The organism is Hydrogenophaga sp. (assembly GCF_030651625.1).
Taxonomy (GTDB): domain Bacteria; phylum Pseudomonadota; class Gammaproteobacteria; order Burkholderiales; family Burkholderiaceae_C; genus Hydrogenophaga.
Window position 1 is genome coordinate 21,038 of sequence record NZ_JAUSCF010000010.1, and the last position, 23,459, is coordinate 44,496.

The window sequence follows — 23,459 nt, forward strand, 5'->3', positions numbered from 1 at the left end:
TTGGCGCGAACGAACATGGCTACTGAAGGAATCGGTCCTACCCCAGGTGAGTACATCCGTCACCACCTGGTCCACCTGAGCAACAAGAAGCAGGAGTCCATCGTGGATTTCTCGGTCATCAACATCGATTCGGTGGTGGTGAATGTGATTCTGGGTGCACTGGTGTGTTTTGTTTTGTGGCTGGCAGCGCGCAAGGCCACTGCCGGCGTGCCGGGGCGCTTCCAGGCAGCCGTTGAAATTCTGGTAGAGATGGTCGACACCCAGGCCAAGTCCGTGATCCACAATGCCACCAGCCGCAAGGTCATTGCGCCGTTGGCTCTCACGGTGTTCTGCTGGATCTTCATGATGAACTTCATGGATCTGCTGCCAGTGGATCTGCTGCCTTCCGCGTGGCACATTGCTGGCCCGGCCATGGGTTACCCCGACTATTTGCGCGTGGTGCCCACCGCTGACCTTTCCACCACGCTGGGTCTGTCGGTGTCTGTGCTGCTGCTGTGCATTTACTACAACGTGAAGATCAAGGGCCTGGGTGGCTGGGCGCATGAACTTGTGAGCGCACCGTTTGGCACCAGCAAGAATCCGATCTGGGCCTTGCTGCTGGGTGTGGTCAACTTCCTGATGCAGATGATCGAGTTCGTTGCCAAGACGGTGTCGCATGGCATGCGGTTGTTTGGCAACATGTTCGCGGGTGAACTGGTGTTCATGCTGATCGCGCTGCTGGGTGGTTACGCCGCCCTGTCGCTCAGCGGGGGCCTGTTCTTCGTCGGGCATCTCATCGCCGGTACAGTGTGGGCCATCTTTCACATTCTGGTCATCACCTTGCAGGCGTTCATCTTCATGATGCTGGCTCTGATTTACCTCGGCCAGGCGCATGACGCTCACTAACGCGCGCTGATTTTCGGCGCTGCCGTTCCCGTTTTCGTTTCGTTCTTTTCTTTCTCAACTTACTTCCACCACATAGGAGTCATCATGGAAAACGTTCTGGGTCTTGTCGCACTGGCTTGCGGTCTCATCGTCGGTCTGGGCGCCGTTGGCGCATCCATCGGTATCGCGCTGATGGGCGGCAAATTTCTGGAATCGTCTGCACGTCAGCCTGAACTGATGAACGACCTGCAGACCAAGATGTTCATTCTGGCCGGTCTGATTGACGCGGCCTTCCTGATCGGTGTGGCCATTGCCCTGCTGTTCGCCTTCGCCAACCCCTTCACGCTGTAATCGGGTTTGCTGTCCCCCCATACGGCGGTGGTTTGTAAAGGTGATGGCCATGCGCCGTCACCACGACCACCCGGTTTGGCGGCAGCAAGTGCGTCACCACTCTTGTCAAAACACAGAAAGGCGTTGCGATGAATATCAATGCAACCCTCTTTGCGCAGGCCATCGTTTTCGCGATTCTGGTGCTCTTCACGATGAAATTCGTGTGGCCCCCGATTGCCAAGGCACTTGATGAGCGTGCGTTGAAGATTTCCGAAGGTCTGGCCGCGTCCGAGAAAGCCAAAGCCGAACTGGCCGTGGCCAACAAACGGGTGGAGGAAGAGTTGAGCCAGTCGCGCAACGAATCCGCGACGCGCCTGGCAGATGCCGAACGCCGTGCCCAGACCGTGATCGAAGAGGCCAAGGCCAGAGCAACCGATGAAGCCGCCAAGATCGTGGCGGCTGCCCATCAGGAAGCCCAGGCCCAGGTGCTCAAGGCACGCGAGGCATTGCGCGAAGAAGTCGCCGCGCTCGCCGTCAAAGGCGCAGAGCAGATTCTCAAGCGCGAAGTCAACGCCGGCGTTCACGCCGAGTTGCTGGGTCGCTTGAAGACCGAGCTCTGACCGGTTCTTCCTTCGCATTCCGCATTCACCCTCGCAGGCAACCACAGGTAGACCATGGCTGAAATTGCAACCATCGCCCGACCCTACGCGGAAGCGCTGTTCAAGGCGGCGGGCTCAGACGCTGCAGGCGCTGCCGTCTGGCTCGACGAATTGGCCGCTGTTGCTTCCAACGAACAGCTGCGCCAGTTCGCTGCCAACCCCAATGCCACCACGGATCAGGTGTATGGCGTCGTCACTGGTGTGCTCAAGAACGCACTGCCTGCGATGGCGCAAAACTTCCTGCGCACCGTCATCGACAACGGCCGCCTGAACGTGTTGCCTGAGATTGCCGAGCAGTTCAAGGTGCTCAAGAACGCCCAACTGGGCGCTTTTGACGCCACCGTGTTCAGTGCATTCGACATCGATGCCGCCTCGCTGGCCGATTTGTCTGGCGTGCTTGAAAAGCGATTCGGTCGCAAGCTCAACCTGCAGGTCCAGCTGCAGCCCGATCTGATCGGTGGCGTTCGCGTGGTGGTCGGTGACGAGGTGCTCGACACCTCCGTCAAGGCCCGGCTGGAACAAATGAAGATGGCCCTGACAGCCTGACGGCTGATTCGCTGGGTCCGCCTGCTTACCAATTAACGAAAGAAGGAAAGAGTCATGCAACTCAATCCCGCCGAAATCTCTGAATTGATCAAGTCCCGCATCGAGGGGCTGGGCGCAGCGAGCGATGTGCGCAACCAGGGTACCGTGGTCTCGGTGACCGACGGTATCGTTCGCGTGCACGGCCTGTCGGACGTGATGCAGGGGGAAATGCTGGAGTTCCCGGCCAACAAGGATGGCGTGCCATCCTTCGGCCTCGCCCTGAACCTGGAGCGCGATTCCGTCGGCTCCGTGATTCTGGGCGAGTACGAGCACATCTCCGAAGGCGACACCGTCAAGTGCACGGGCCGTATTCTGGAAGTGCCGGTGGGCCCCGAGTTGATCGGCCGCGTGGTCAACGCCCTGGGTCAGCCCATTGATGGCAAAGGCCCAGTCAACGCCAAGATGACCGACGTGATCGAAAAGGTCGCTCCAGGCGTGATTGCCCGCAAATCGGTGGACCAGCCGGTGCAGACCGGCTTGAAGTCGATCGATTCCATGGTGCCTGTGGGCCGTGGCCAGCGCGAGCTGATCATCGGTGACCGCCAGACCGGCAAGACCGCTGTGGCCATTGATGCGATCATCAACCAGAAGGGTCAGAACATGACCTGCGTTTATGTCGCGATTGGTCAGAAGGCCTCGTCGATCAAGAACGTGGTGCGTGCGCTGGAGCAGGCCGGTGCGATGGACTACACCATCGTCGTGGCCGCTTCGGCCTCTGAATCCGCCGCCATGCAGTACCTGTCTGCCTACTCTGGCTGCACCATGGGCGAGTACTTCCGCGACCGCGGTCAAGACGCGCTCATCGTGTACGACGACCTGTCCAAGCAGGCCGTGGCCTACCGCCAGGTCTCGCTGCTGCTGCGTCGCCCACCAGGCCGCGAAGCCTATCCTGGCGACGTGTTCTATCTGCACAGCCGTCTGCTCGAGCGTGCAGCCCGTGTGAACGCCGACTACGTCGAAGCCTTCACCAAGGGTGAAGTCAAGGGCAAGACCGGTTCGCTGACCGCACTGCCCATCATCGAAACGCAGGCCGGCGACGTGTCCGCTTTCGTGCCCACCAACGTGATCTCGATCACCGACGGCCAGATCTTCCTGGAGACCAACCTGTTCAACGCCGGTATCCGTCCCGCCATCAATGCCGGTATCTCGGTGTCGCGTGTGGGTGGTGCGGCCCAGACCAACCTGATCAAAGGTCTGTCCGGTGGTATCCGTACCGACCTGGCCCAGTACCGTGAACTGGCCGCCTTCGCGCAGTTCGCTTCCGACCTTGACGAAGCCACCCGCAAGCAGCTCGACCGCGGTGCCCGCGTGACCGAGTTGCTCAAGCAAGCGCAATACAGCCCCCAGTCGATCGGTCTGATGGCATCGACCCTGTTCGCCGTGAACAAAGGGTACCTGGACGACATCGAAGTCAAGAAGGTGCTCTCGTTTGAAAACGGCATGCATGCTTTCTTGAAAGACAAGCACGCGGACATGCTGGCCACGATGGAGAAGAACGGCGCCAAGTGGGATGTCAAGCCCGCCAAGGCAGATGACAGCGACGCAAAGAAGGCGTTCAAAAAGGAATGCCAGGACGCGGAAGCCCAACTGGCAGCAGCCATCGCCGACTTCAAGAAAACCGGCACCTACTGATCCGGCCCATTGACTTCTTAAAGGAAACACAATGGCAGCAGGCAAGGAAATACGCGGCAAGATCAAATCGGTGGAAAACACCAAGAAGATCACCAAAGCCATGGAAATGGTCGCCGCTTCCAAAATGCGAAAGGCGCAGGACCGCATGCGTGCGGCCCGGCCTTACGCCGAAAAAGTGCGCCAGATCACGGGCAACCTGAGCCGTGCGAACCCCGAGTACACGCACCCTTTCATGCAGACCAACGACGCCAAAGTCGCCGGATTTGTGGTGGTCACGACCGACAAGGGTCTGTGCGGCGGCTTGAACACCAACGTGCTGCGTGCCGTGACGACCCAGCTCAAGGAGCTGCAGGCACAGGGACAGACCGCTGAAGTCGTTGCCATCGGCAACAAGGGCCTGGGGTTCATGAACCGCATTGGTGCCAAAGTGGTGTCCAGCGTGACCAGCCTCGGCGACACGCCGCATCTGGAGAAGCTGATCGGTCCGGTCAAGACGTTGCTCGACGCGTACACCGATGGCCGCGTGAACGCCGTCTATGTGTGCTACACGAAGTTCATCAACACGATGAAGCAGGAGTCTGTGATTGAGCAGCTGCTGCCGCTCAACGCCGGCACGCTCCAGGACAACGCCGGTGGCCGCGACTGGGATTATGTCTACGAGCCGGACGCACCCGCCGTGATCGACGAGCTGCTGTTGCGCTACGTGGAAGCCCAGGTCTACCAGGCCGTGGCGGAAAACATGGCGTCCGAGCAGTCTGCGCGCATGGTGGCCATGAAGGCCGCCACCGACAACGCTGGTAGCGTCATCAGCGAACTCAAACTGGTCTACAACAAGACCCGTCAGGCAGCGATCACGAAAGAACTTTCGGAAATCGTCGCCGGCGCCGCAGCGGTCTGAAGCAGCCGTTCAACAGAATTCAGAGAAATTAAAAGGTATCCATCATGTCTCAAGTACAAGGCAAGATCGTTCAGTGCATCGGCGCCGTCGTGGACGTGGAGTTTCCGCGCCACGAAATGCCGCGCGTTTACGACGCGCTGAAAATGGAAGGCTCTGCCCTGACGCTGGAAGTTCAGCAACAGCTGGGCGACGGCGTGGTGCGCACCATTGCGCTGGGTTCGTCCGACGGCTTGCGCCGCGGCATGCTGGTGACCAACACCCATGCCAACATCACTGTGCCCGTGGGCAAAGCCACTCTGGGCCGCATCATGGACGTGCTGGGTGCACCCATTGACGAGCGCGGCCCGGTTGATCAGAGCCTGACCGCTCCCATCCACCGCAAGGCGCCTGCATACGACGAGCTGTCCCCTTCGCAGGAACTGCTGGAAACCGGCATCAAGGTGATCGACCTGATCTGCCCGTTCGCCAAGGGCGGCAAGGTGGGCCTCTTCGGTGGCGCCGGCGTGGGCAAGACCGTGAACATGATGGAACTCATCAACAACATCGCCAAGGCCCACAGCGGTCTGTCGGTGTTTGCTGGTGTGGGTGAGCGCACCCGCGAAGGCAACGACTTCTATCACGAGATGGCCGACTCCGGCGTGGTGAACCTGGAGAACCTGGGCGAGTCCAAAGTGGCCATGGTTTACGGCCAGATGAACGAGCCCCCAGGCAACCGTCTGCGCGTGGCCCTGACCGGCCTGACCATTGCTGAGTCGTTCCGCGACGAAGGCCGTGACGTGCTGTTCTTCGTGGACAACATCTACCGCTACACCCTGGCCGGTACCGAAGTGTCTGCTCTGCTGGGTCGCATGCCTTCTGCCGTGGGTTACCAGCCAACCCTGGCCGAAGAGATGGGCCGTCTGCAAGAGCGCATCACCTCCACCAAGGTTGGCTCGATCACCTCCATCCAGGCCGTGTACGTGCCTGCCGATGACTTGACCGACCCGTCGCCCGCCACGACCTTTGCCCACCTGGACTCCACCGTGGTGCTGAGCCGTGACATTGCATCGCTGGGTATCTACCCCGCTGTGGATCCGCTGGACTCCACCAGCCGTCAGCTGGACCCGCTGGTCGTGGGCCAGGAGCACTACGAAACCGCCCGTGCCGTGCAGAACACGCTGCAGCGCTACAAGGAACTGCGCGACATCATCGCCATTCTGGGCATGGACGAACTGGCACCGGAAGACAAGCTGGCCGTGGCACGTGCCCGCAAGATCCAGCGTTTCCTGTCGCAACCGTTCCACGTGGCCGAAGTGTTCACGGGCTCGCCAGGCAAGTATGTGACGCTGGCCGAAACCATTCGCGGCTTCAAGATGATCACCGCTGGAGAGTGCGATCACTTGCCAGAGCAGTCCTTCTACATGGTCGGCACGATCGACGAAGCCTTCGAGAAGGCCAAAAAGGTGGCGTAAAGCGGCGCACCGGGGCGTCTGGCGTTGTTGCCGTGCTCACCGTACCCCACAGTACGGTTGCGCGCGCCGCCTGGCCAGCCACCCCGCTGCTTGCTTTCCACTCACCTTTTTTATTGGAGTACATATGAGCACCATCCGCGTCGATGTGGTCAGCGCAGAAGCTTCCATCTTTTCCGGCGAGGCCAAGTTCGTGGCATTGCCGGGTGAAGCGGGCGAGCTCGGCATTCTGCCCGGACACATTCCGCTCATCACCCGCATCAAACCCGGTGCCGTGCGCATCGAAAAGGCCGAGGGCGGCGAAGAGTTTGTTTTTGTGGCGGGCGGCATCCTGGAGGTGCAGCCCAATCACATCACCGTGCTGTCCGACACCGCCATCCGCGGCAAAGATCTCGACGAAGCCAAGGCGTCCGATGCACGCAAGCAGGCAGAAGAAGCCTTGAAAAACGCCAAGAGCGACATCGATCTGGCCAAGGCCACGTCTGAACTGGCGGTCATGGCGGCCCAGATTGCCGCACTGCGCAAATACCGCCAGAAGAAGTGAGCGATGTCATCGCGTGGACGTCAAAAGACCGGCTGCATGCCGGTCTTTTTTTGTCCCCATGTCAGTCGTTTTGAGGCGGCAGACCGGGTATGCATCCACAGCCATCGCTTCACAAGACGGCGTGAATTCATCTATTGATGCCGTGGTCAATCTACGCAAAAGCAACGGCCCGCACTGTGAAATTTGCCCAGCCGCGACAATAGAGATCTCATATTCCCATCGTGCAGCCACCGGCGGAGCTGCCCACCCCTGAGCGTAGCGGCGCGGAGCATCCATGACATCGATCTTTGAGAACCCCGAACTCGCACCGGAGGAGGTTGCAGCGCGCATGCTCGTGACGCCATCCGCGCTGGATGACCTGACCCTGGCCGATGCCATGAAGGTGGTGGGCTACATGCGCCCTAAACGCATCAAGGCCGGCACCGTGTTCATTCGCGAAGGGGAAGTCCAGCACAACGATTACATGCTGCTGGTGCTTGAAGGTGACATCGCTGTGGAAAATGATCTTCCCGGCATGCAGGAAAGCGTGGTGGTCAACATCATTGGTCCGGGTCATCTGATCGGCGAAATGGGCGTGCTGGACGGTGCACCACGTTCTGCCACCTGCACCGCCACCACCGACATTGCAGCGGCGGTCCTGTCGCGCACAGCGCTGATGCGGCTTCTGAAAGACCAGCCGCGTGTCGGGGCCAAGCTGCTGCTGGCCATTTCCAAGCGCATGGCCGACCGTTTGCGCGAGACCACTCGCAAACTCAAGACCTTCGCCCAGATGAACAAGGCATTGCAGCAGGAGTTGCAAGTGGTGATGAACAGCCGCGCCAAAATCAGCCGTCGCGACATCCCTTAGTGTTCTCATCACGCTCTTGGCAGGCAGTACCTTTACTCCCTTGACATTCTGGGCATAGGAGTGGGATGAAGGCTTGTGGATGATGGCTGGCCCGTCTCCGCATGCTTGCCTCGGCCGGATCCCGCCCTGGGGCCCGACCTGCCTTTCTTTGGCGATTTGAAATCCGGGTCATTGCGCTCGGGATGCGCGTAACCTCGCCTTCGGCTCAATCATGCGCGGCCCTTTTGTGCGTGCCCCCCTTTTTGGCGCCCACGAACTGCTCAGCCCGGCCACGCGGCGGGCAACGGATACGGCATCGGAATACCGCGCGCATAGCGCAGCGGGAGTAGTTCCCCTCACACCCGCACGACGCAATTGGCCAGTTGGTTGGGTCGATCGGCACGGTGGGTATCGTCCTGATCAACAGGAAAGTGCGTGACCAGCATGGCCGACACTTCCGACAGGGCATGGGTCAAACCATCTTCGAATGCGCCCTTGCGCAGCTGTTCACCCAGGCGCGTCACCATGCCTTGCCAGTCACCTGCAGACACGCGCCGGGAGAGCCCGCGATCGGCCACGATTTCGATGGTGTGTTCGGCAAGCAGCAGGTAGATCAGCACACCATTGTTGTCTTCGGTGTCCCAGACGCCCAATCGCCCAAACCATTCCAGCGCCCGATCGCGCACCACCTGGGATAGCGGGGTCTCAGGCGAAATGCGCCAGAGGTCAGCGATGGACAGAGAGGCCTCCACGCAAAGACGAATCTCCCCTGTGTGGCGCTGCTCGCTGGCCGCGACCCGCAGAGCCAGGCGCTCGGCCATCCCATCTGGGACCGCACGCAGAACATCCGATGCGTCAAACCAGCGGTGCCTGAGCAAACGCAGAAACTTGTTCATGGCGGAAATCTGATCACCAGCGACCCGAGGCGCCGCCGCCCCCGAAATTGCCACCGCCTCCTGAGCCAAAGCCGCCGCCCCGACCGCCACCCATGCCCCCACCGAAGCCGCCGCCATGCCCACCCCAGCCGCCACCCCGGCCGCTCCTTCCGCCCCCGGCAGTGCCCTGTGCGGGCAGATTTTGAAGGAAGAGGGCTGCCAGCATGCCGAGCAGTCCGGCGCCTGCGGCTATCCAGAAAACAGAGGTCAGCAGCCAGGCCAGTCCGCCCGATCCGAATCCGGTCAGCAAGGTGCCGATCTTGTTTCCAAACAGGCTGCGCAGCACGGCCGACACCATGGGCACGGCGAACACCATGAAGATCAGCAGGTCGGCCCATGCCGGCCCCACGGTCGGCCCCGAAGCCTGGGGGAGTGGCAGATCCTCTCCAGCAATGCGGGCGAGGATGTGATCAACGCCGGCATCAATACCCCCTGCAAAATCCCCGTTCCGGAAGGCCGGTGTGACCGCTTCGTCAATGATGCGCCTGGCCATCAGATCGGGAATGGCGCCTTCCAGCGACTTGGCGGTGGCAATTCGGAGGCGGCGGTCGTTCTTGGCAATGACGAAAAGCACGCCGTCGCCGATGTCCTTGCGACCGATCTTCCAGGCATCGCCCAGGCGCTGGGTGTAGTCGGTGATGTCTTCGGGCGCCGTGCTTTCCACCATCAGCACCACCACCTGTGAGCCCCTGGTCTGCTCGAAGGCTTCCAGCTTGCGCTCGATGGCGTCAAGGCGGGCTGCATCCAGCGTACCGGTCTGGTCCATGATCCGGGCTCGAAGCTCCGGCACCGGTTGAACGCCTTGCGCGGCGGCCGTGCAGGCGCACAGGCCCAGCCACAACCCGATCAACCAGATGATGCGCCAGCGCGTGCCAGCGATCTGCAGCCGGTTCATTGCTTGTTGAAGTCAACCGTGGGCGGGGTCGAAATCGCCGCCTCGTTCTGTACCTGGAAGTTGGCCTTGGGCTGGTATCCGAGCACCATGGCTGTCAGGTTGGTGGGGAAGCTGCGAGAGAGCACGTTGTAGGCCTGTATGGCCTCGATGTAACGGTTGCGAGCGACGGTGATGCGGTTTTCGGTGCCTTCAAGTTGCACGCGCAAATCGCTGAAGCCCTGGTTGGCTCTCAGGTTGGGGTACTGCTCCACCACCACCATGAGCCGGCTCAGCGCGCTGGAGATTTCACCCTGCGCCGCCTGGAACTGCTGCATGGCAGCGGGGTCGTTCAGCATTTCGGGCGTCATCTGGATGGAAGTGGCCTTGGAGCGTGCCTCGATCACCCTGGTCAGGGTTTCCTGCTCGAAGTTGGCTTCACCTTTGACAGTGGCCACGATGTTGGGAATCAGGTCGGCTCTGCGCTGATACTGGTTCAAGACCTCGGACCAGGCCGACTTGCTCTGCTCGTCCAGTCGCTGAAAGTCGTTGTAGCCGCAACCACTCAAGCCAGTGAGCAGAAGAAGGGCAGTTGCCCAGACACCGAAAGAACGGACAGACATGCGCATGAAACCTCCCTGGCCTGATGGCCTCTCAAGACGAATGATCAGCGTGGGCACTTTGCCGAGCATCACCCCGGAGATTGGCGAGACACTCAAGAACAACCGGCGGATTGTCTGGCACAGACCCACAGGCTGCAGAATACACCGCATGCGCAAACCAAAATTGCCCCCAGGCACGGCAGACGACACCGAAGCTGCTTTTTACGACGCCCTCCAGCATGCCGATATCGATCGGCTCATGGCTTGCTGGGCGGACGACGACGAAATTGTCTGTGTGCAGCCGGGCGGGCCACGGGTGGTCGGTCATGCGGCCATCCGGGCCACCTTCGACGCCATGTTCGCCAACGGTGCCGTGCTGGCACACCCTGAGAAAGTGCGTCGCCTTGATGCGGGGCATAGCAGCGTGCACAGCGTGGTGGAAAGGGTGGAGATCATGGGCGACGATGGGCCGCAGCACGCGTGGGTGGTGGCCACCAATGTCTACGCCAAGACCGCACAGGGCTGGCGCCTCATCGCACACCACGCGAGCCCGGGATCGCGCACCGAACCTATTGAAATCATGACGGCGCAGCCTGTGCTGCATTGATGTTGCCATGGCGATTCATTGAACATGCGGAGCATGTCTTCAGAAGTTGTTGATCGGCTGGACGGAGGTCTTCCAGCCCCGGCATGGGACTACAGCCCGCCGTGGTGGCTGCCGGGCGGACATGCACAGACCATCTGGGCTGCGCTGTATGCCCGGCGCCACGCCGGAACCCCACCCGTATGGATGCGTGAGCGTTGGACCACGCCGGACGGTGATTTCATTGATGTCGACCAGGCTCGCCATGCGGTGGCCGACGAAGCGCCTTTGCTGGTCTTGTTTCATGGGCTGGAGGGCTCATCGGCCAGCCAGTACGCTGTCGCGTTTGCCGACTTTGCTGCGGGGAGGGGGCTGGCATTCGCTGTGCCTCACTTCCGGGGTTGTTCGGGGGAGCTGAATCACGCGCCAAGGGCCTACCATTCGGGCGACCACGCCGAGGTGGACTGGATTTTGAACCGTTTCGCCCGTGAAAATCCACAGCGATCCGTGCTGGCGGTGGGTGTCTCCCTCGGTGGCAATGCCTTGCTGCGCTGGGCTGGCGAGCAGGGCCGATCGGTGCCCTCGCAGGTGAAGGCCGTGGCGGCTGTGTGTTCGCCGCTGGACCTGGCTGCGGGTGGGCATGCCATAGGCAAAGGGTTCAACCGGTGGATCTACACGCGCATGTTTCTGGCCTCCATGGTGCCCAAGGCGTTGAAGAAGCTGGAGCAGCACCCGGGGCTTTTTGACCGCGGCGCCTTGCTGGCCGCACGGGACCTGTATGCATTCGACAACATATTCACAGCGCCGCTCCACGGCTTCAAGAGCACTGAAGATTACTGGGCGAGGGCATCGGCCAAGCCTGTGTTGAGCGAGGTGCGCCTACCGGCGTTGGCGCTCAATGCGCGCAATGACCCTTTTGTTCCTGCCGATTCGCTTCCCAAAAAAACCGAGGTGAGCCACAGTGTGCATTTGTGGCAACCGGCACAAGGCGGCCATGTTGGCTTTCCGGCGCCAGAAGGGGGTTGGCTGGGTTTGCCCGGACACGTGCGCGCCATGCCGGAAGCAGTCGGGGACTGGCTGATGAAACACTTATGAACGCGGAGCAACGCCCCATGGACGATATCGTCAAGGCCGCCATGGCCAAATGGCCCAACGTGCCCCATTGTTTCGGGTGGTTGGGTCTGGACGCGCGTGGCCAGTGGTACATGCGGGACGATCGAATACAGGCCATCGGCCCTTTCGCAGCGCTTCCAGGCGAAGACGTCGTTGCCAGCAAGGGTTCGCTGCTCAGGCACGACAAGCTGGTGGAGTTCATCCACCGCAACTACGCGGCCGATGACCGCGGACTGTGGTTCTTCCAGAATGGGCCGCAACGCGTCTATGTGGAACTGGAAGCGGCGCCCTTCGTCTGGCGACTGAGCGTCGACGGAAGCGTGCACGCCCACACCGGAGAACCTGCCCAGGTGAAGGGTGTGTCGGTTGACGAAGCAGGGCACCTCTACCTGGAAACCGATGTGGGATTTGGCCTGGTGCACACCGCCGACATGTTGCTGGCGGCGGATCATGTCGATGCAGGTCGCTGGATGCCCGAGGCAGTGCGTATGGCCGATCTGCCCAAGCGCTACGGCTTTGAACTGAGCCCCCAACGCAGAGCCCAAAACACGCCATGAGGCAGCCCGTTGCCAAAGTCCTGCTGTTCAAGGCAATCTGGCCTGACACACAATGAAAAAAGGCCCGTCAAACGGGCCTTGGGTGCGACGGTTTCGTCGTGCTGACGAGTTACTGCACCGTGGCCAACATGTACTGCACGGCCGCCTGGATCTCGGCGTCTGATGCTGCTCCAGCCCCGCCTTTGGGTGGCATGGCGCCTTTGCCCTTGATCACACTGGCGGTGAGGCCATCAACGCCAAGGCCCAGCCGCGCAGCCCATGCGGCCTTGTCACCCAGCTTGGGCGCTCCAGCCACACCGGCAACGTGGCACACGGCGCATGCTTGCTTGTACAGGGCTTCGCCAGCCGCAGCCGCCACAGTGGCTGATGCAGCCGGTGCAACTGCCGGCGCCGCAGCGGCTGCTGGAGCGGCCGCAACTTCGGTTGCAGGTGCAGGGGCCTCAGGAGCTGCTGCTGGTGCTGCCTCCGCGGTCGGTTCGGCTGCGGAGGCCCCAGTCGCCTCAGGGGCCTGAGGTTCAGCAAAATTGCCACCCGCAGCATTGGCAAGATGAACCACGGCACGGCCAAGCTCCACATCGCTGAAGGCGCCGCCTGCCTGCGCACCCATGGCGCCCTTGCCTTTGAGCACCGAATTCAGCAGCGCCTCGTAGCCGGTGCCGATGCGAGCGGCCCAGGCGCCAGCGTCGGCGAACTTGGGTGCGCCGGCCAAGCCTGCGTCGTGACAGGCCGCGCACTGCGCCTTGTAGACGGCGTCGCCAGCCTGGAGTGGGCGGTTCGCATCGCGCAATTCCACGGTACCGACGGGCTGTATGCGCTGGGCAATGGCCAGTTCCATGTTGACCGCACCCGCAGCCGGCTTTTCACCCGATGTGACGAAGTACACCAAGCCAATGATGATGAAAATGGGAGCCACGAAGGAAAAGAACGATGTCCACAGCAACTGTGCGGGCGTCTTGATCGGGCCGGTGTGAGATTCGTGCGCGTGGTCGCTCATGGTTTCCTCAAGGGTGGCGATTCGGGGCCTGGATGGGTGCTTCGATTGGCCGGAGCCACTTTCGGCAAACAGCCTCTGATTATAGCGACCGGCCCTTCGCCGGCCTTGCTGCACAGCCTCGCCTGATAGAATCAGTGCCGTTGCGGCTGTAGCTCAGTGGATAGAGTATTGGCCTCCGAAGCCAAGGGTCGTGGGTTCGATCCCCGCCAGCCGCACCATGACCTCAGACTCGCAGGCACCTATCTTGGTGCTCATGCAGCAGGCTTGCCCTCAGGGGCTGGTCCGTCAGAGCGCCAGACACTTGCGAACACAGGACAGTTCTGGCTTTGCTGGTGTCCAGTCGCAGTTGCCGAATCGCCGCATTCTGGACTTACCCCGCCCCCCCCTGCGAATTGGGCCTGAGCGCGCCGCCCTCAGCTCGCCATCACTGAGCCGTCTTTGGCGCGGTCGCGGGCCAGGGCCTCCTGGATGCTCTTGCGGCGGAAGAACACCGTGATGATGCTTGAGGTGATCACGATGAACAGCGAATACAGCACCGGGATCAGCAGCACTTCCTGCTGCATGACGCCGGTGAAGGTCAGGGTGACGATCAGCACCGCCAGCGGCCCGTTCTGAATGCCCGTCTCCAGCGCAATCGTGCGGCTGCGGTTGGGGTCTTGCTTGAACAGGCGGGCCAGCACATATCCCAGCGTGATGCCGAACACCCCCAGCCCGATGGCTGAGAAGAAAACGTACCAGGGGGTGGATGCCAGCAGCATGTGGTTGCGCGGCACCCAGGTCAGGAGCAGAAAGAGGATCACCACCACGCCCAGGAACCCGCCCAGCAGTTCCACCGTGGCGCCGATGTTGGGGCTGAGCTTGCGCAGCACCATGCCCAGCACGGTCGGCACCAGCAGCACAAACAGCACCTGTGCCACGTTACCCGCCGGAATTTTGAAATCACCTTCCAGGCCGGCCATCTGTGAGTAAAACTCCAGCAGCGCCGGTACCATGCCCAGCGCCACCAGCGACGACACCGATGTCATCATGATCGACAAGGCCAGCACCGCCTTGCTGAAGTAGGTGAAGATGTTGGAGGTGGTGCCACCCGGCATGCAGGCCATCAGGATCAGGCCCACCGTGAGGGCGGGCGAAAGGCCCAGCGCCTGCGCCAGCAGAAAGCCCAGCAGCGGCATGATGCCGTACTGGCAAAGAATGCCCACCAGCACGCCCTTGGGTTTGCGGAACGCAATGAGGAAGTCGCGCCAGGTCAGCGACGCGCCCATGCCGAGCATGATGACGATCATCATGATGCCCAGCAGCTTGGTCTCGAATTCGGAGATCATGAGTGGTTGTCCTTCGGGTCAGGTGATGTGTGATGTGTGATGTGACGAGCTTCAGGTCCGGTTCAACTCTTCGGCCACGGCCTTGCGCAAGTCCTTGCGCAGCACCTTGCCGATCGGGCTCTTGGGCAGCTCGTCGCGCACCACCACCAGCTTGGGCACCTTGTAGGCGGCCAGGTGCTGTTTGCAATGGGCCAGCACATCGGCCGGCATCACTTCCTTGCTGTGCTCCGGGTTCTGCACCACATAGGCTCGCACCGCTTCGCCTGTCTTGCCATCGGCCACGCCGATCACGGCCACTTCCAGCACGTTCTCCATCTGCGCAATCACGTCTTCCACTTCGTTGGGATAGACGTTGAAGCCCGACACCAGGACCATGTCCTTCTTGCGGTCGACGATGCGCATGAACCCGGCCTCGTCCATCACGGCGACGTCACCGGTGGCAAACCAGCCGTCGTGCATCACCTTCGCGGTTTCTTCTTCGGCATTCCAGTAGCCCCGCATCACCTGCGGGCCACGTACCCAGAGTTCGCCCGGCGCTCCCGCCGCCACATCGTTCCCGTCATCACCTGCCAGTCGCACATCGGTGCCAGGCGCCGGAATGCCGATGCTGCCATCGCGCGGGTTGCCGGTCAGCGGGTTGAAGCTCACCACGGGCGAGGTCTCGGTCAGGCCATAGCCTTCGGCGATCGGGGTTTTCGTGAGCTCGCGCCAGCGCTTGGCCACGGCACTGTGCAATGCTGTGCCGCCGGAGATCGATGCCTTGAGCGTCTTGGGCGGGTAGGCCACAAACCACTCTTCGTTCAGCAGACCGTTGAACAGCGTGTTGACCCCGGTCATCCAGGTGATGGGGAAGTTCTCGATTGCGCGCTGCAGGTTCTGCACCGGCCGCGGGCTGGGGATCAGCACGTTGTGGCCGCCAATGGCCAGGAAGCCCAGCAGGTTGGTCGTGAAGGCGAAGATGTGATACAGCGGCAGGGCCGTGAGCACACATTCCTGGCCGAGCGCCATATGGCTTTGACCCATGGCCCGCGTTTGCTGGATGTTGTTGAGCAGGTTGTCGTGCGTGAGCATGGCGCCCTTGCTCACGCCCGTGGTGCCGCCGGTGTACTGCAACACCGCCAGCTGGTGGCGGTCAATGCCCTGCCAGTATTCGCGTGCCGGGGTTTTGGCCAGCGAGACGCGGCCCTGGGCCAGGGCGTCATTCAGGCGGATGTGCGGTGCCGTGACCGGTGGCAACACGCGGTTCCAGTAGCGCTGCACGCCGCGCACGATGGCACCTGGAACGGCTGGAAAGAACTCCGGCACCGAGGCCAGCACCACCTGCTTGACGCCGGTCTTGGCCAGCACCGCGGGCAGTTTGTCGGCAAACATGTCCACCATCACCAGCACCTGCGCGCCTGCGTTGTTGAACTGGTGGATCATCTCTGTTTCGGTGTAGAGCGGGTTGGTGTTGACCAGCACGCAGCCGGCCTTGAACACACCGAGCGCCACCACCGGGTAGCCCAGGCTGTTGGGCAACTGCACCGCCACGCGCTCGCCCGCCTTGAGCCCCAGCACCGCCCGCAGGTAGCCGGCAAAAGCGTCCGAGAGTTCGTCCACCTGCGCAAAGCTCAGCCGCCCGTTCATGCCGTTGGGCACCACACAACTGAACGCGGCCTTGACTTTGCTCTCGGCCTGCCACCGTTCGCAGGATTCGTGGGCCAGCTCGGCCAGGTTGCGAAAGGGCAAGGGCTCCAGCTCGGGAGCAATTCCAACCTGCTTGTAAGAGGCGAGCCAGGGGCGCGCTGGTGATGCATTCATGAAGGCTTCCGGTCGAGATGAAAAAGAGAACGGTCGTTCGATTTTTTTTGGTGCGCCGATCTTAGTCAATGCTGCCCGGTAAGTCTGGAGTCAGCTCACGCAATCGTCTCAGGGTATACCCGTGATTGCCGCCAGCGCTGCCCGCCGGCTTGGCCGGGACAAGCCCCGTGTGCAGGCATCAGATCGACGACTGATTCACCCGCTTCATCAGCGCTTCCGCACTTTCCTTGCGCTCGCTGTAACGGTCCACCAGGTAGGGCGAAACGTCACGCGTGAGCAACGTGAACTTCACCAGTTCTTCGATCACGTCCACGATGCGGTCGAAGTAGGGCGACGGTTTCATGCGGTCGTTGTCGTCGAACTCCAGGAACGCCTTGGCCACGGACGATTGGTTGGGGATGGTGATCATGCGCATCCATCGACCCAGCACGCGCATCTGGTTCACGGCGTTGAACGACTGCGAACCGCCGTTCACCTGCATCACCGCCAGCGTCTTGCCCTGCGTGGGCCGCACCGCGCCTGATGAAAGCGGAATCCAGTCGATCTGGGTCTTCATGATGCCGGTCATGGCGCCGTGGCGCTCGGGCGAGCACCACACCATGCCCTCGGACCAGGCCGCCAGTTCGCGCAGTTCCAGCACCTTGGGGTGGTCCTCCGGCGCGTCGTCGGCCAGGGGCAGGCCGCCGGGGTTGAACACGCGGGCTTCTGCTCCCATGGCATGGAGCATGCGCGCGCATTCTTCCACCACCAGCCGACTGAACGAACGTGGCCGCAGCGATCCGTAGAGCAGCAGGATGCGGGGCGGGTGGTTGCTGCCCGTTGTCGGTCGGAGTCGTTCGGGATCGGGCACCCTGAAATGGGGTGCTTCCACCTGAGGCAGTTCACTCAGCGGTTTTGACACGTTGTCCTTTTTCGTCGATCACGCGCGCGCCGTCTTCCTTGGTGAAGGCGCCTGTCTGGGGCTGCGGCAGGATGTCCAGCACCGCTTCGGAAGGCCGACACATGCGGGTACCCAGGGCAGTCGCGACGATGGGCCGCTGCATCAGGATGGGGTGTTCACCGATGAAGTCCAGCAGTTGCTCGTCTGTCCAGTGCGGCGCATCCAGCCCCAGCTCTTTGTAAAGTGCTTCTTTCTGCCGCAGCACCTCGCGCACGGTGCTGCCCATGTCGCTGATCAGCTGCTTCAGCTCGTCGCGTGTGGGCGGTGTCTTCAGGTATTCAACGACCACGGGTTCCACCCCACTGTTGCGGATCAGGGCCAGGGTGTTGCGCGAGCTGCCGCACTTCGGGTTGTGAAAAATCTTGACGGGTTCCATGTGGGACTCTCTGAGGTCAAGCCACAGGGCGCCAGCGGTTGACCAGCGCCACCAGCGAGAGCATTACCGGCACTTCCACCAGCACGCCCACCACGGTGGCCAGCGCCGCGCCGCTGTTCAGGCCGAACAGTGAAATGGCCACGGCCACGGCCAATTCAAAGAAGTTGGAGGTGCCGATCAGGCAGGCCGGGCCGGCCACGTTGTGTGGCAGCTTGAGCCACTTTGCCCCCCACCAGGCGATGAAGAAAATCCCGTAGGTCTGCAGCACCAGCGGCACCGCAATGAGCAGGATCACCAGTGGCTGTCGCACGATGGTCTCTGCCTGGAAGCCGAACAGCAGCACCACAGTGGCAATCAGCCCGATCACCGACCACGGTTTGAGCGCGGCCACAAAGGCGGGCAGCGCAGCGCTGGAGCGCCTGAGCAACCACTGGCGCGTGAGCATGCCGGCAATCAGCGGCAGCACCACGTACAGCACAGTGGCCAGCATCAGCGTTTCCCACGGCACGGTCACATTGGTCACGCCCAGCAGAAAGGCCGCGATGGGGGCGAAGGCGAAGATCATGATGATGTCGTTCACCGACACCTGAACCAGTGTGTAGTTGGCGTCCCCCTTCACCAGCTGGCTCCACACGAACACCATGGCGGTGCAGGGCGCCACACCCAGCAGGATCATCCCGGCGATGTATTCGCTGGCCGATTGCGGGTCCACCCAGGGCGCAAACAGGTACTGGAAGAACAGCACACCGAGTGCGGCCATGGTGAAGGGCTTGATGAGCCAGTTGACCACCAGCGTGAGCAGCAGGCCTTGCGGCTTCTTGCCCACGTTTCGCACCGAACTCCAGTCGATCTGGATCATCATCGGGTAAATCATGACCCAGATGAACACGGCCACCACCAGGTTGACCTGCGCGTATTCCACGGCCGCCACGGCCTGAAACACCTGGGGCACGACCAGGCCCAGCCCCACACCCGTGGCGATGCCCAGCGCCACCCATACCGACAGATACCGTTCAAACAAACCCATGGGAAACCCCAGATCAAAAAACGCAAAGGCCCGGGCGCTGTGAACGCCCGGGCTTCGATGAAGAAAACGGAATGTTCAGGCCGTGATCTTGCCCATGCTGTCGAGCTCTTTCTTGAGCGCAAGCTTGTCCAGTTTCTCAATGGGCAGCACCGTCAGCAAGGCAATGCGGCGGTTCATCACCATGAAGCAATCGGCAAAGGCCCGCTGAATGGCTTCATCGCTTCCCTTCACGGCTGCCGGGTCTTCCACGCCCCAGTGGGCCGACATGGGCTGTCCTGGCCAGATCGGGCACACCTCGCCGGCCGCCTTGTCGCAGACGGTCAGCACAAAGTCCATGCGGGGCGCGTCTGGCAAAGCGAACTCTTCCCAGTTCTTGCTGCGCAGGCCGGCGGTCTTGAAGCGGTTGCGTTCCAGCAGTTCGATGGCCTGCGGGTTGACCTGACCGGCGGGGTGGCTGCCCGCGCTGTAGGCGCGGAAGCGCCCCGCACCCTGCTGGTTGAGGATGGCTTCGGCCATGATGCTGCGAGCAGAGTTGCCGGTGCAGATGAACAGGACGTTGTAGATGGAGGTACTCATGAAGAGCCTTTCAGCACGTGGTGCAGTGGGGAACAGCGGTGGAACCTGTCGTCACTTCGCAGGGCTCTCCCTGGCAGCAGTGCGCAGTCAGAAACTGAAGCAAATCGTTCATTGCGGCGAATTCGGCGCGGTAGATCAGGTGACGGCCGTTGCGCTCTTGCGAAACCAGGCCCGCGTGGCTGAGTTCTTTCAGGTGGAACGACAGTGCCGTGGAGGCCACGTCCAGCGACGCGGTGAGCTCACCGGGCGTGAGGCCTTGCGGACCTTGCGCCACCAGGGCTCGGAAGATGCGCAGGCGCGTGTCTTGCGCCAGTGCACCGAGGGATTTGACGGCTTGTGCTTCATCCATGGCTGACTCCTATGCTGCGGTAGCTTGAAGCGCCCGCTTCTGCGGCAGCTTCAATGTGGTGAGCCAGCAGATCGTCAGCATCAAGGCCGAGCCCAGCAACGCGTAAAGCAGTCCGCCCCACTGGTACAGAAGGCCTGAGAGCAGCGTGCCGGTGAAGCGACCCAGGGCATTGGCTGCGTAGTAGAAGCCCACGTCTTCGGCGGCCTTCTCTGAACCGGCATAGGCCAATACCAGGTAGGAATGCACGGAAGAATTGATGGCGAACGCAAAGCCAAACACCCCCAGTCCACCCACCACGATCCACGGCAGATTCGGTGCCTCCATGGCCACGGCCACCGCCAGACCCATGGGCACCAGCGCCAGCAGCGCCGACCACATCCGCGCCGCAGGCACTTCAGTGCTCAGCCCGTCATCACTGCGCTTCACGAAAGCAGGCGCCAGCGCCTGTACCGCACCATAGCCGATGGTCCAGGCCGCCAGGAAGGTGCCCACCATGGTGAAGGTCCAGCCCTGTGAATACAGGTACACCGGTACGCCCACCACGAACCACACATCGCGCGCGCCAAACAGCACCACCCGCGCAGCGGCCAGCACGTTCACACCGGTGTTCTTCGCGAACAGTTCCTTGGCCGATTTGGATGCCTTGTTCTTGCCCATCATCTGCGGCAGCGAAGTCACCACGCCCACCAGCACAACCGCCAGCAGCGCGGCCATGGCCCACAGCGCGTGCTGGAAGCCCAGCGTCTGCAGCAGCAGGCCGCCCATGAAGAAACCCACGCCCTTCATGGCGTTCTTGCTGCCGGTGAACCAGGCCACCCACTTGAACAGTTGCCCTGCGCCCTGGTTCTTCGCCTGGTCGGCGGTGACCTTGATGGCCGATTTGCTGGCGGTCTTTGTGAGGTCCTTGGCCACGCCACAAATGCCCTGCGCCAGCACCACCCAGGCCACCGACAGGGCGGCACTCCAGCCAGGGTCCAGGAACGACAGGATGGTGAAGCCGGTGATCTGCGTGACCAGGCCCACCGTAAGCATGCGCGTGATGCCGTAGCGCGTGGCCAGCCAGCCGCCGATGAAGTTGGCGGCGACGCCTGCGGCTTCGTACAGCAGAAACAGGAAGGCCAGCGTGAAGGGCGAATAGCCCAGCTGGTAGAAGTGCAGCAGCACCAGCATGCGCAAGGCGCCGTCGGTGAGTGTGAAGCCCCAGTAAGAGGCGGTGACGATCGCGTAGTTGCGTTCTGCTGCGTTCATGGGTGTATGAGTAACACGTGACTCCTCCAGGAATCCCGCGGAACCGGCTTTGCCGGGCCGCAGGGGTTGCCCCCTTTAAGGGTGTGACGTGCCGCCCGGCACGGCGCGGGGGTGGGCAACATCAGATACCGGTGGCCTGCATGTGGCAGGCCAGATCGACCATGCGGCAGGCATAGCCCATTTCGTTGTCGTACCAGGCGTAGACCTTGAGCAGTGTGCCGTCGGTCACCATGGTGGACAGCGCATCCACAATGCTGGAGCGCGTGTCGCGCGCGTAGTCGACGCTCACCAGTGGCCGGGTCTCGTAGCCCAGGATGCCGGCCAGCGGGCCTTTGGCCGCAGTGGCAAACAAATCATTCACTTCGTTCACCGAGGTCTCGCGTTGCAGCTCGAACACGCAGTCGGTCAGCGAGGCATTGAGCGCCGGCACGCGCACCGCGTGGCCGTTGAGCTTGCCCTTGAGTTCGGGGTAGATCAGCGCGATGGCGGTGGCGCTGCCCGTGGTGGTGGGCGCCAGGCTCATGAGCGCGCTGCGGGCGCGGCGCAGGTCCTTGTGTGGTGCGTCCACCACCAGGTTGGTGTTGGTGGGATTGTGCAAGGTGGTGATCTGGCCATGGCGAATGCCGATGGCCTCGTGTACCACCTTCACCACAGGGGCCAGGCAGTTGGTGGTGCAGGAAGCGGCGGTGACAATGCGGTCGCGTTCCGGGTTGTACAGCGTGTGGTTCACACCCACCACGATGTTCAGCACATTCCCCACCTTCACAGGCGCAGCCACCACCACGCGCCTGGCACCCCGGTCCAGGTGGCCCTGGATGGTCTCCGGCGTGAGGAACTTGCCGGTGCATTCGAGTACCAGGTCCACTCCCAGATCGCCCCAGGGTATGTCGCCGGGTGCTGCGTGTGATGAGAACGACATGCGGTGCTGGTCGATGCGGATGCCGTCTTCGTCATCGGCTTCAATGTCGGCCCGCCATTTGCCTTGCACGCTGTCAAAGGCGAGCAGATGGGCCGTGGCGGCAGCACCGCCCTTGAGCTCGTTGAGGTGCACGACTTCCAGCCGGTTGCCGGCAAGTGGGTCGTCCATCTGGCGTTCCGCAGCGCCCATGGCCGCGCGCAACGCCAGCCGCCCGATACGGCCCATGCCGTTGATGCCTACTTTCATGTGTCTGATCCTGTCCAGATAGTGATGCAATTATTCAAGAACTTTTGAACTGTTGCACATATGTATGACGTTGTTGTGACGGCGCTCATCTTGGTTGCGTTTATGTTGTCCCCAGCTGGACCGAACCGGGCAGCTACCGCGGTGCGACTCGATCGACCCAGCACAGCGACCATCCCCGTGGCGCCCGGCTGCCCGAAGTCGCTGATGCGACATATCGGGGGCGGCGAACGAAATGTGTGTGGGGTTCGTTTCAGGCGAGCCAGCGGGTGTTGTTCATCAGCTCCGTGAAGAACGCACGCAGTGTTTCAGGCCGCATCTCGTAGGGGTCGAACTGCGCGCCGGTGGCGTACTTGAGAAAGAGTGCCTGATTGTCGACCACCGTGCTGACCAGGCCCATCGACCAGGCGCCGAATTGACGGGACACGATTTCCTGGAAATCCAGAATGGCTGGGTCGTGGTGGCGAGCGTCCTGCAAGATGCGGTGGTAGAGCGTGTTCACCACCATCCGGTCGCCTTCCAGGCACTGCAGGAATATGCCGTTGGACAGGCACAGCGCGCCTGTTACGCCCAGCCGCGTGTTGTTGCGCCGCGAGCTCGCCAGGATGTCCTTGATGTCCATGGGCCCCATCGAGCGGGCCCGGCTGGCGTAGATGAGTCGAATCAGCATGTGATGAACGCTCCGGTCGAAAATGTTGCGCGCAGGTTAAGCGCTAGGTGCCGCGCGCACTTGCCGTTGTGGAAAAACCCCATGCAGGGGTCGGGACCGCGTGAAGGCGGTGGGCGGCCGAGCCACTGTTCGCAGAAGCTGATGCGCGCCGGGTTGACCAACGGCACCGGCAGCAAGCCGGCGCAGTTCAACTTCTGGCAACCCATGGGCGTCGTCCCTGTTGTCTTCAATCAAGCGGCGACCGGTCGATGGCGCCAGCCAAAACCTGATCCGTCCACAGCAGCGGTGCCCTACCGTGTGGATAACCGGTGGAGCAATGCGCCCAAGGCGCATATCTGCTGGGATGGCGGACTGTGCCCAAAAATCGGGCAGTGAGCGATGATGGATCGTGGCTAAAGGCACGGTCGCCTCGCGGGTCGGGTAGGCTAGGGCCTGTGAACACTATTTTTCCAAGTGCGAATGGATTGAAAACAGCGCCAATCTAGGCGCGCGACGACGGCCAGACTGGGCGTCTGGCCTGGGAGTGCAACGACGATTGGCGCTGT

Annotated in this window: 27 protein-coding genes and 1 tRNA gene; 14 read left to right on the forward strand and 14 right to left on the reverse strand. The window is 62.0% G+C overall.

Annotation, left to right across the window (positions count from 1 at the left end):
• Positions 1-15: 15 nt before the first annotated feature.
• From atpB to Q7V46_RS04350, 9 genes are all read left to right on the forward strand, one after another.
• Positions 16-885 carry a F0F1 ATP synthase subunit A gene (gene atpB, locus Q7V46_RS04310; RefSeq protein ID WP_304912282.1) on the forward strand — a complete coding sequence of 290 codons (870 nt, stop codon included), beginning with the start codon at positions 16-18 and terminating at the stop codon, positions 883-885.
• Positions 886-969: 84 nt separating this feature from the next.
• On the forward strand, positions 970-1,215 hold the full coding sequence (atpE, locus tag Q7V46_RS04315) for a F0F1 ATP synthase subunit C (protein WP_304912283.1): 246 nt from the start codon (positions 970-972) through the stop codon (positions 1,213-1,215).
• A 128-nt stretch (positions 1,216-1,343) separates the two neighbouring features.
• Positions 1,344-1,814 (forward strand): F0F1 ATP synthase subunit B, encoded by a 471-nt coding sequence (locus tag Q7V46_RS04320; RefSeq protein WP_304912284.1) that lies wholly within the window; start codon positions 1,344-1,346, stop codon positions 1,812-1,814.
• Positions 1,815-1,868: 54 nt separating this feature from the next.
• Complete coding sequence (locus tag Q7V46_RS04325; RefSeq protein ID WP_304912285.1) at positions 1,869-2,399, forward strand: F0F1 ATP synthase subunit delta; 531 nt, start codon at positions 1,869-1,871, stop codon at positions 2,397-2,399.
• Between the two features lie 54 nt (positions 2,400-2,453).
• Positions 2,454-4,070 carry a F0F1 ATP synthase subunit alpha gene (gene atpA, locus Q7V46_RS04330; protein ID WP_304912286.1) on the forward strand — a complete coding sequence of 539 codons (1,617 nt, stop codon included), beginning with the start codon at positions 2,454-2,456 and terminating at the stop codon, positions 4,068-4,070.
• Positions 4,071-4,101: 31 nt separating this feature from the next.
• Entirely contained in the window at positions 4,102-4,968 is an 867-nt protein-coding gene (gene atpG, locus Q7V46_RS04335) for a F0F1 ATP synthase subunit gamma (RefSeq protein ID WP_304912287.1), read from the forward strand.
• 44 nt (positions 4,969-5,012) lie between these two features.
• Positions 5,013-6,419, forward strand: a complete 1,407-nt coding sequence (gene atpD / locus Q7V46_RS04340; RefSeq protein WP_304912288.1) for a F0F1 ATP synthase subunit beta — start codon at positions 5,013-5,015, stop codon at positions 6,417-6,419.
• A 124-nt stretch (positions 6,420-6,543) separates the two neighbouring features.
• Entirely contained in the window at positions 6,544-6,960 is a 417-nt protein-coding gene (locus Q7V46_RS04345) for a F0F1 ATP synthase subunit epsilon (RefSeq protein WP_304912289.1), read from the forward strand.
• Between the two features lie 274 nt (positions 6,961-7,234).
• The gene (locus tag Q7V46_RS04350; RefSeq protein ID WP_304912290.1) at positions 7,235-7,807 is read left to right on the forward strand and encodes a cyclic nucleotide-binding domain-containing protein; all 573 of its coding nucleotides are present in this window, start codon (positions 7,235-7,237) and stop codon (positions 7,805-7,807) included.
• Between the two features lie 335 nt (positions 7,808-8,142).
• Here the strand turns inward: Q7V46_RS04350 and Q7V46_RS04355 are convergent, their stop codons facing one another.
• Genes Q7V46_RS04355 through Q7V46_RS04365 form a run of 3 tightly spaced genes read right to left on the reverse strand, consistent with a single transcriptional unit; the run spans position 8,143 to position 10,221 of the window.
• Positions 8,143-8,682, reverse strand: a complete 540-nt coding sequence (locus Q7V46_RS04355; RefSeq protein ID WP_304912291.1) for a TPM domain-containing protein — start codon at positions 8,680-8,682, stop codon at positions 8,143-8,145.
• 13 nt (positions 8,683-8,695) lie between these two features.
• Complete coding sequence (locus Q7V46_RS04360; RefSeq protein ID WP_304912292.1) at positions 8,696-9,616, reverse strand: YgcG family protein; 921 nt, start codon at positions 9,614-9,616, stop codon at positions 8,696-8,698.
• Positions 9,613-10,221, reverse strand: a complete 609-nt coding sequence (locus tag Q7V46_RS04365) for a LemA family protein (protein ID WP_370690279.1) — start codon at positions 10,219-10,221, stop codon at positions 9,613-9,615. Before Q7V46_RS04365 ends, Q7V46_RS04360 begins: the two co-directional genes overlap by 4 nt.
• Positions 10,222-10,363: 142 nt before the next feature.
• Between Q7V46_RS04365 and Q7V46_RS04370 the strand changes: the two genes are divergently transcribed.
• From Q7V46_RS04370 to Q7V46_RS04380, 3 genes are read left to right on the forward strand one after another with little or no spacing between them, the layout of a single operon-like run.
• Positions 10,364-10,801, forward strand: a complete 438-nt coding sequence (locus Q7V46_RS04370) for a nuclear transport factor 2 family protein (RefSeq protein WP_304912294.1) — start codon at positions 10,364-10,366, stop codon at positions 10,799-10,801.
• A gap of 33 nt (positions 10,802-10,834) precedes the next feature.
• A complete protein-coding gene (locus Q7V46_RS04375; RefSeq protein ID WP_304912295.1) occupies positions 10,835-11,872 on the forward strand; it encodes a YheT family hydrolase in 1,038 nt (345 codons plus the stop codon).
• A gap of 17 nt (positions 11,873-11,889) precedes the next feature.
• Positions 11,890-12,447, forward strand: a complete 558-nt coding sequence (locus tag Q7V46_RS04380; RefSeq protein WP_304912325.1) for a DUF2946 family protein — start codon at positions 11,890-11,892, stop codon at positions 12,445-12,447.
• 109 nt (positions 12,448-12,556) lie between these two features.
• Here the strand turns inward: Q7V46_RS04380 and Q7V46_RS04385 are convergent, their stop codons facing one another.
• Entirely contained in the window at positions 12,557-13,441 is an 885-nt protein-coding gene (locus tag Q7V46_RS04385; protein ID WP_304912296.1) for a cytochrome c5 family protein, read from the reverse strand.
• Positions 13,442-13,583: 142 nt separating this feature from the next.
• Between Q7V46_RS04385 and Q7V46_RS04390 the strand changes: the two genes are divergently transcribed.
• Positions 13,584-13,659 (forward strand) — tRNA-Arg (locus Q7V46_RS04390).
• Between the two features lie 195 nt (positions 13,660-13,854).
• Here Q7V46_RS04390 and Q7V46_RS04395 read toward each other — a convergent pair.
• The 10 genes from Q7V46_RS04395 to Q7V46_RS04440 all read right to left on the reverse strand — a co-directional run bounded on the left by Q7V46_RS04395 (position 13,855) and on the right by Q7V46_RS04440 (position 22,914).
• The gene (locus tag Q7V46_RS04395) at positions 13,855-14,766 is read right to left on the reverse strand and encodes a bile acid:sodium symporter (RefSeq protein ID WP_304912297.1); all 912 of its coding nucleotides are present in this window, start codon (positions 14,764-14,766) and stop codon (positions 13,855-13,857) included.
• A gap of 51 nt (positions 14,767-14,817) precedes the next feature.
• Positions 14,818-16,566, reverse strand: coding sequence for an AMP-binding protein (locus Q7V46_RS04400; protein ID WP_304912298.1), 1,749 nt, complete (start codon positions 16,564-16,566; stop codon positions 14,818-14,820).
• A 178-nt stretch (positions 16,567-16,744) separates the two neighbouring features.
• Positions 16,745-17,467 (reverse strand): arsenical resistance protein ArsH, encoded by a 723-nt coding sequence (arsH, locus tag Q7V46_RS04405; RefSeq protein ID WP_304912299.1) that lies wholly within the window; start codon positions 17,465-17,467, stop codon positions 16,745-16,747.
• On the reverse strand, positions 17,448-17,882 hold the full coding sequence (gene arsC, locus Q7V46_RS04410) for an arsenate reductase (glutaredoxin) (RefSeq protein WP_304912300.1): 435 nt from the start codon (positions 17,880-17,882) through the stop codon (positions 17,448-17,450). Before arsC ends, arsH begins: the two co-directional genes overlap by 20 nt.
• 16 nt (positions 17,883-17,898) lie before the next feature.
• Complete coding sequence (gene arsB / locus Q7V46_RS04415; RefSeq protein WP_304912301.1) at positions 17,899-18,909, reverse strand: ACR3 family arsenite efflux transporter; 1,011 nt, start codon at positions 18,907-18,909, stop codon at positions 17,899-17,901.
• 75 nt (positions 18,910-18,984) lie between these two features.
• Complete coding sequence (locus Q7V46_RS04420; protein ID WP_304912302.1) at positions 18,985-19,485, reverse strand: arsenate reductase ArsC; 501 nt, start codon at positions 19,483-19,485, stop codon at positions 18,985-18,987.
• A gap of 10 nt (positions 19,486-19,495) precedes the next feature.
• Positions 19,496-19,834, reverse strand: coding sequence for a helix-turn-helix transcriptional regulator (locus Q7V46_RS04425; protein WP_304912303.1), 339 nt, complete (start codon positions 19,832-19,834; stop codon positions 19,496-19,498).
• A 9-nt stretch (positions 19,835-19,843) separates the two neighbouring features.
• On the reverse strand, positions 19,844-21,082 hold the full coding sequence (arsJ, locus tag Q7V46_RS04430; protein ID WP_304912304.1) for an organoarsenical effux MFS transporter ArsJ: 1,239 nt from the start codon (positions 21,080-21,082) through the stop codon (positions 19,844-19,846).
• Between the two features lie 121 nt (positions 21,083-21,203).
• The gene (locus Q7V46_RS04435) at positions 21,204-22,247 is read right to left on the reverse strand and encodes an ArsJ-associated glyceraldehyde-3-phosphate dehydrogenase (RefSeq protein ID WP_304912305.1); all 1,044 of its coding nucleotides are present in this window, start codon (positions 22,245-22,247) and stop codon (positions 21,204-21,206) included.
• Between the two features lie 250 nt (positions 22,248-22,497).
• Positions 22,498-22,914, reverse strand: a complete 417-nt coding sequence (locus tag Q7V46_RS04440) for a BLUF domain-containing protein (protein WP_304912306.1) — start codon at positions 22,912-22,914, stop codon at positions 22,498-22,500.
• A 153-nt stretch (positions 22,915-23,067) separates the two neighbouring features.
• Here Q7V46_RS04440 and Q7V46_RS04445 point away from each other — a divergent pair, with 153 nt between their 5' ends.
• Complete coding sequence (locus Q7V46_RS04445) at positions 23,068-23,289, forward strand: hypothetical protein (RefSeq protein ID WP_304912307.1); 222 nt, start codon at positions 23,068-23,070, stop codon at positions 23,287-23,289.
• Positions 23,290-23,459: the final 170 nt, after the last annotated feature.

Coding starts and splice junctions, on each gene's coding strand:
- Q7V46_RS04400 (WP_304912298.1), bottom strand. CDS start 16,566: ATGAATGCATCACCAGCGCGCCCCTGGCTCGCCTCTTACAAGCAGGTT.
- arsB (WP_304912301.1), bottom strand. CDS start 18,909: ATGGGTTTGTTTGAACGGTATCTGTCGGTATGGGTGGCGCTGGGCATC.
- Q7V46_RS04325 (WP_304912285.1), top strand. CDS start 1,869: ATGGCTGAAATTGCAACCATCGCCCGACCCTACGCGGAAGCGCTGTTC.
- Q7V46_RS04365 (WP_370690279.1), bottom strand. CDS start 10,221: ATGCGCATGTCTGTCCGTTCTTTCGGTGTCTGGGCAACTGCCCTTCTT.
- Q7V46_RS04355 (WP_304912291.1), bottom strand. CDS start 8,682: ATGAACAAGTTTCTGCGTTTGCTCAGGCACCGCTGGTTTGACGCATCG.
- atpG (WP_304912287.1), top strand. CDS start 4,102: ATGGCAGCAGGCAAGGAAATACGCGGCAAGATCAAATCGGTGGAAAAC.
- Q7V46_RS04360 (WP_304912292.1), bottom strand. CDS start 9,616: ATGAACCGGCTGCAGATCGCTGGCACGCGCTGGCGCATCATCTGGTTG.
- Q7V46_RS04380 (WP_304912325.1), top strand. CDS start 11,890: ATGGACGATATCGTCAAGGCCGCCATGGCCAAATGGCCCAACGTGCCC.
- Q7V46_RS04370 (WP_304912294.1), top strand. CDS start 10,364: ATGCGCAAACCAAAATTGCCCCCAGGCACGGCAGACGACACCGAAGCT.
- atpA (WP_304912286.1), top strand. CDS start 2,454: ATGCAACTCAATCCCGCCGAAATCTCTGAATTGATCAAGTCCCGCATC.
- Q7V46_RS04345 (WP_304912289.1), top strand. CDS start 6,544: ATGAGCACCATCCGCGTCGATGTGGTCAGCGCAGAAGCTTCCATCTTT.
- atpB (WP_304912282.1), top strand. CDS start 16: ATGGCTACTGAAGGAATCGGTCCTACCCCAGGTGAGTACATCCGTCAC.
- atpE (WP_304912283.1), top strand. CDS start 970: ATGGAAAACGTTCTGGGTCTTGTCGCACTGGCTTGCGGTCTCATCGTC.
- Q7V46_RS04350 (WP_304912290.1), top strand. CDS start 7,235: ATGACATCGATCTTTGAGAACCCCGAACTCGCACCGGAGGAGGTTGCA.
- Q7V46_RS04420 (WP_304912302.1), bottom strand. CDS start 19,485: ATGAGTACCTCCATCTACAACGTCCTGTTCATCTGCACCGGCAACTCT.
- Q7V46_RS04320 (WP_304912284.1), top strand. CDS start 1,344: ATGAATATCAATGCAACCCTCTTTGCGCAGGCCATCGTTTTCGCGATT.
- arsJ (WP_304912304.1), bottom strand. CDS start 21,082: ATGAACGCAGCAGAACGCAACTACGCGATCGTCACCGCCTCTTACTGG.
- Q7V46_RS04440 (WP_304912306.1), bottom strand. CDS start 22,914: ATGCTGATTCGACTCATCTACGCCAGCCGGGCCCGCTCGATGGGGCCC.
- atpD (WP_304912288.1), top strand. CDS start 5,013: ATGTCTCAAGTACAAGGCAAGATCGTTCAGTGCATCGGCGCCGTCGTG.
- Q7V46_RS04385 (WP_304912296.1), bottom strand. CDS start 13,441: ATGAGCGACCACGCGCACGAATCTCACACCGGCCCGATCAAGACGCCC.
- arsC (WP_304912300.1), bottom strand. CDS start 17,882: ATGGAACCCGTCAAGATTTTTCACAACCCGAAGTGCGGCAGCTCGCGC.
- Q7V46_RS04435 (WP_304912305.1), bottom strand. CDS start 22,247: ATGAAAGTAGGCATCAACGGCATGGGCCGTATCGGGCGGCTGGCGTTG.
- Q7V46_RS04375 (WP_304912295.1), top strand. CDS start 10,835: ATGTCTTCAGAAGTTGTTGATCGGCTGGACGGAGGTCTTCCAGCCCCG.
- Q7V46_RS04425 (WP_304912303.1), bottom strand. CDS start 19,834: ATGGATGAAGCACAAGCCGTCAAATCCCTCGGTGCACTGGCGCAAGAC.
- Q7V46_RS04395 (WP_304912297.1), bottom strand. CDS start 14,766: ATGATCTCCGAATTCGAGACCAAGCTGCTGGGCATCATGATGATCGTC.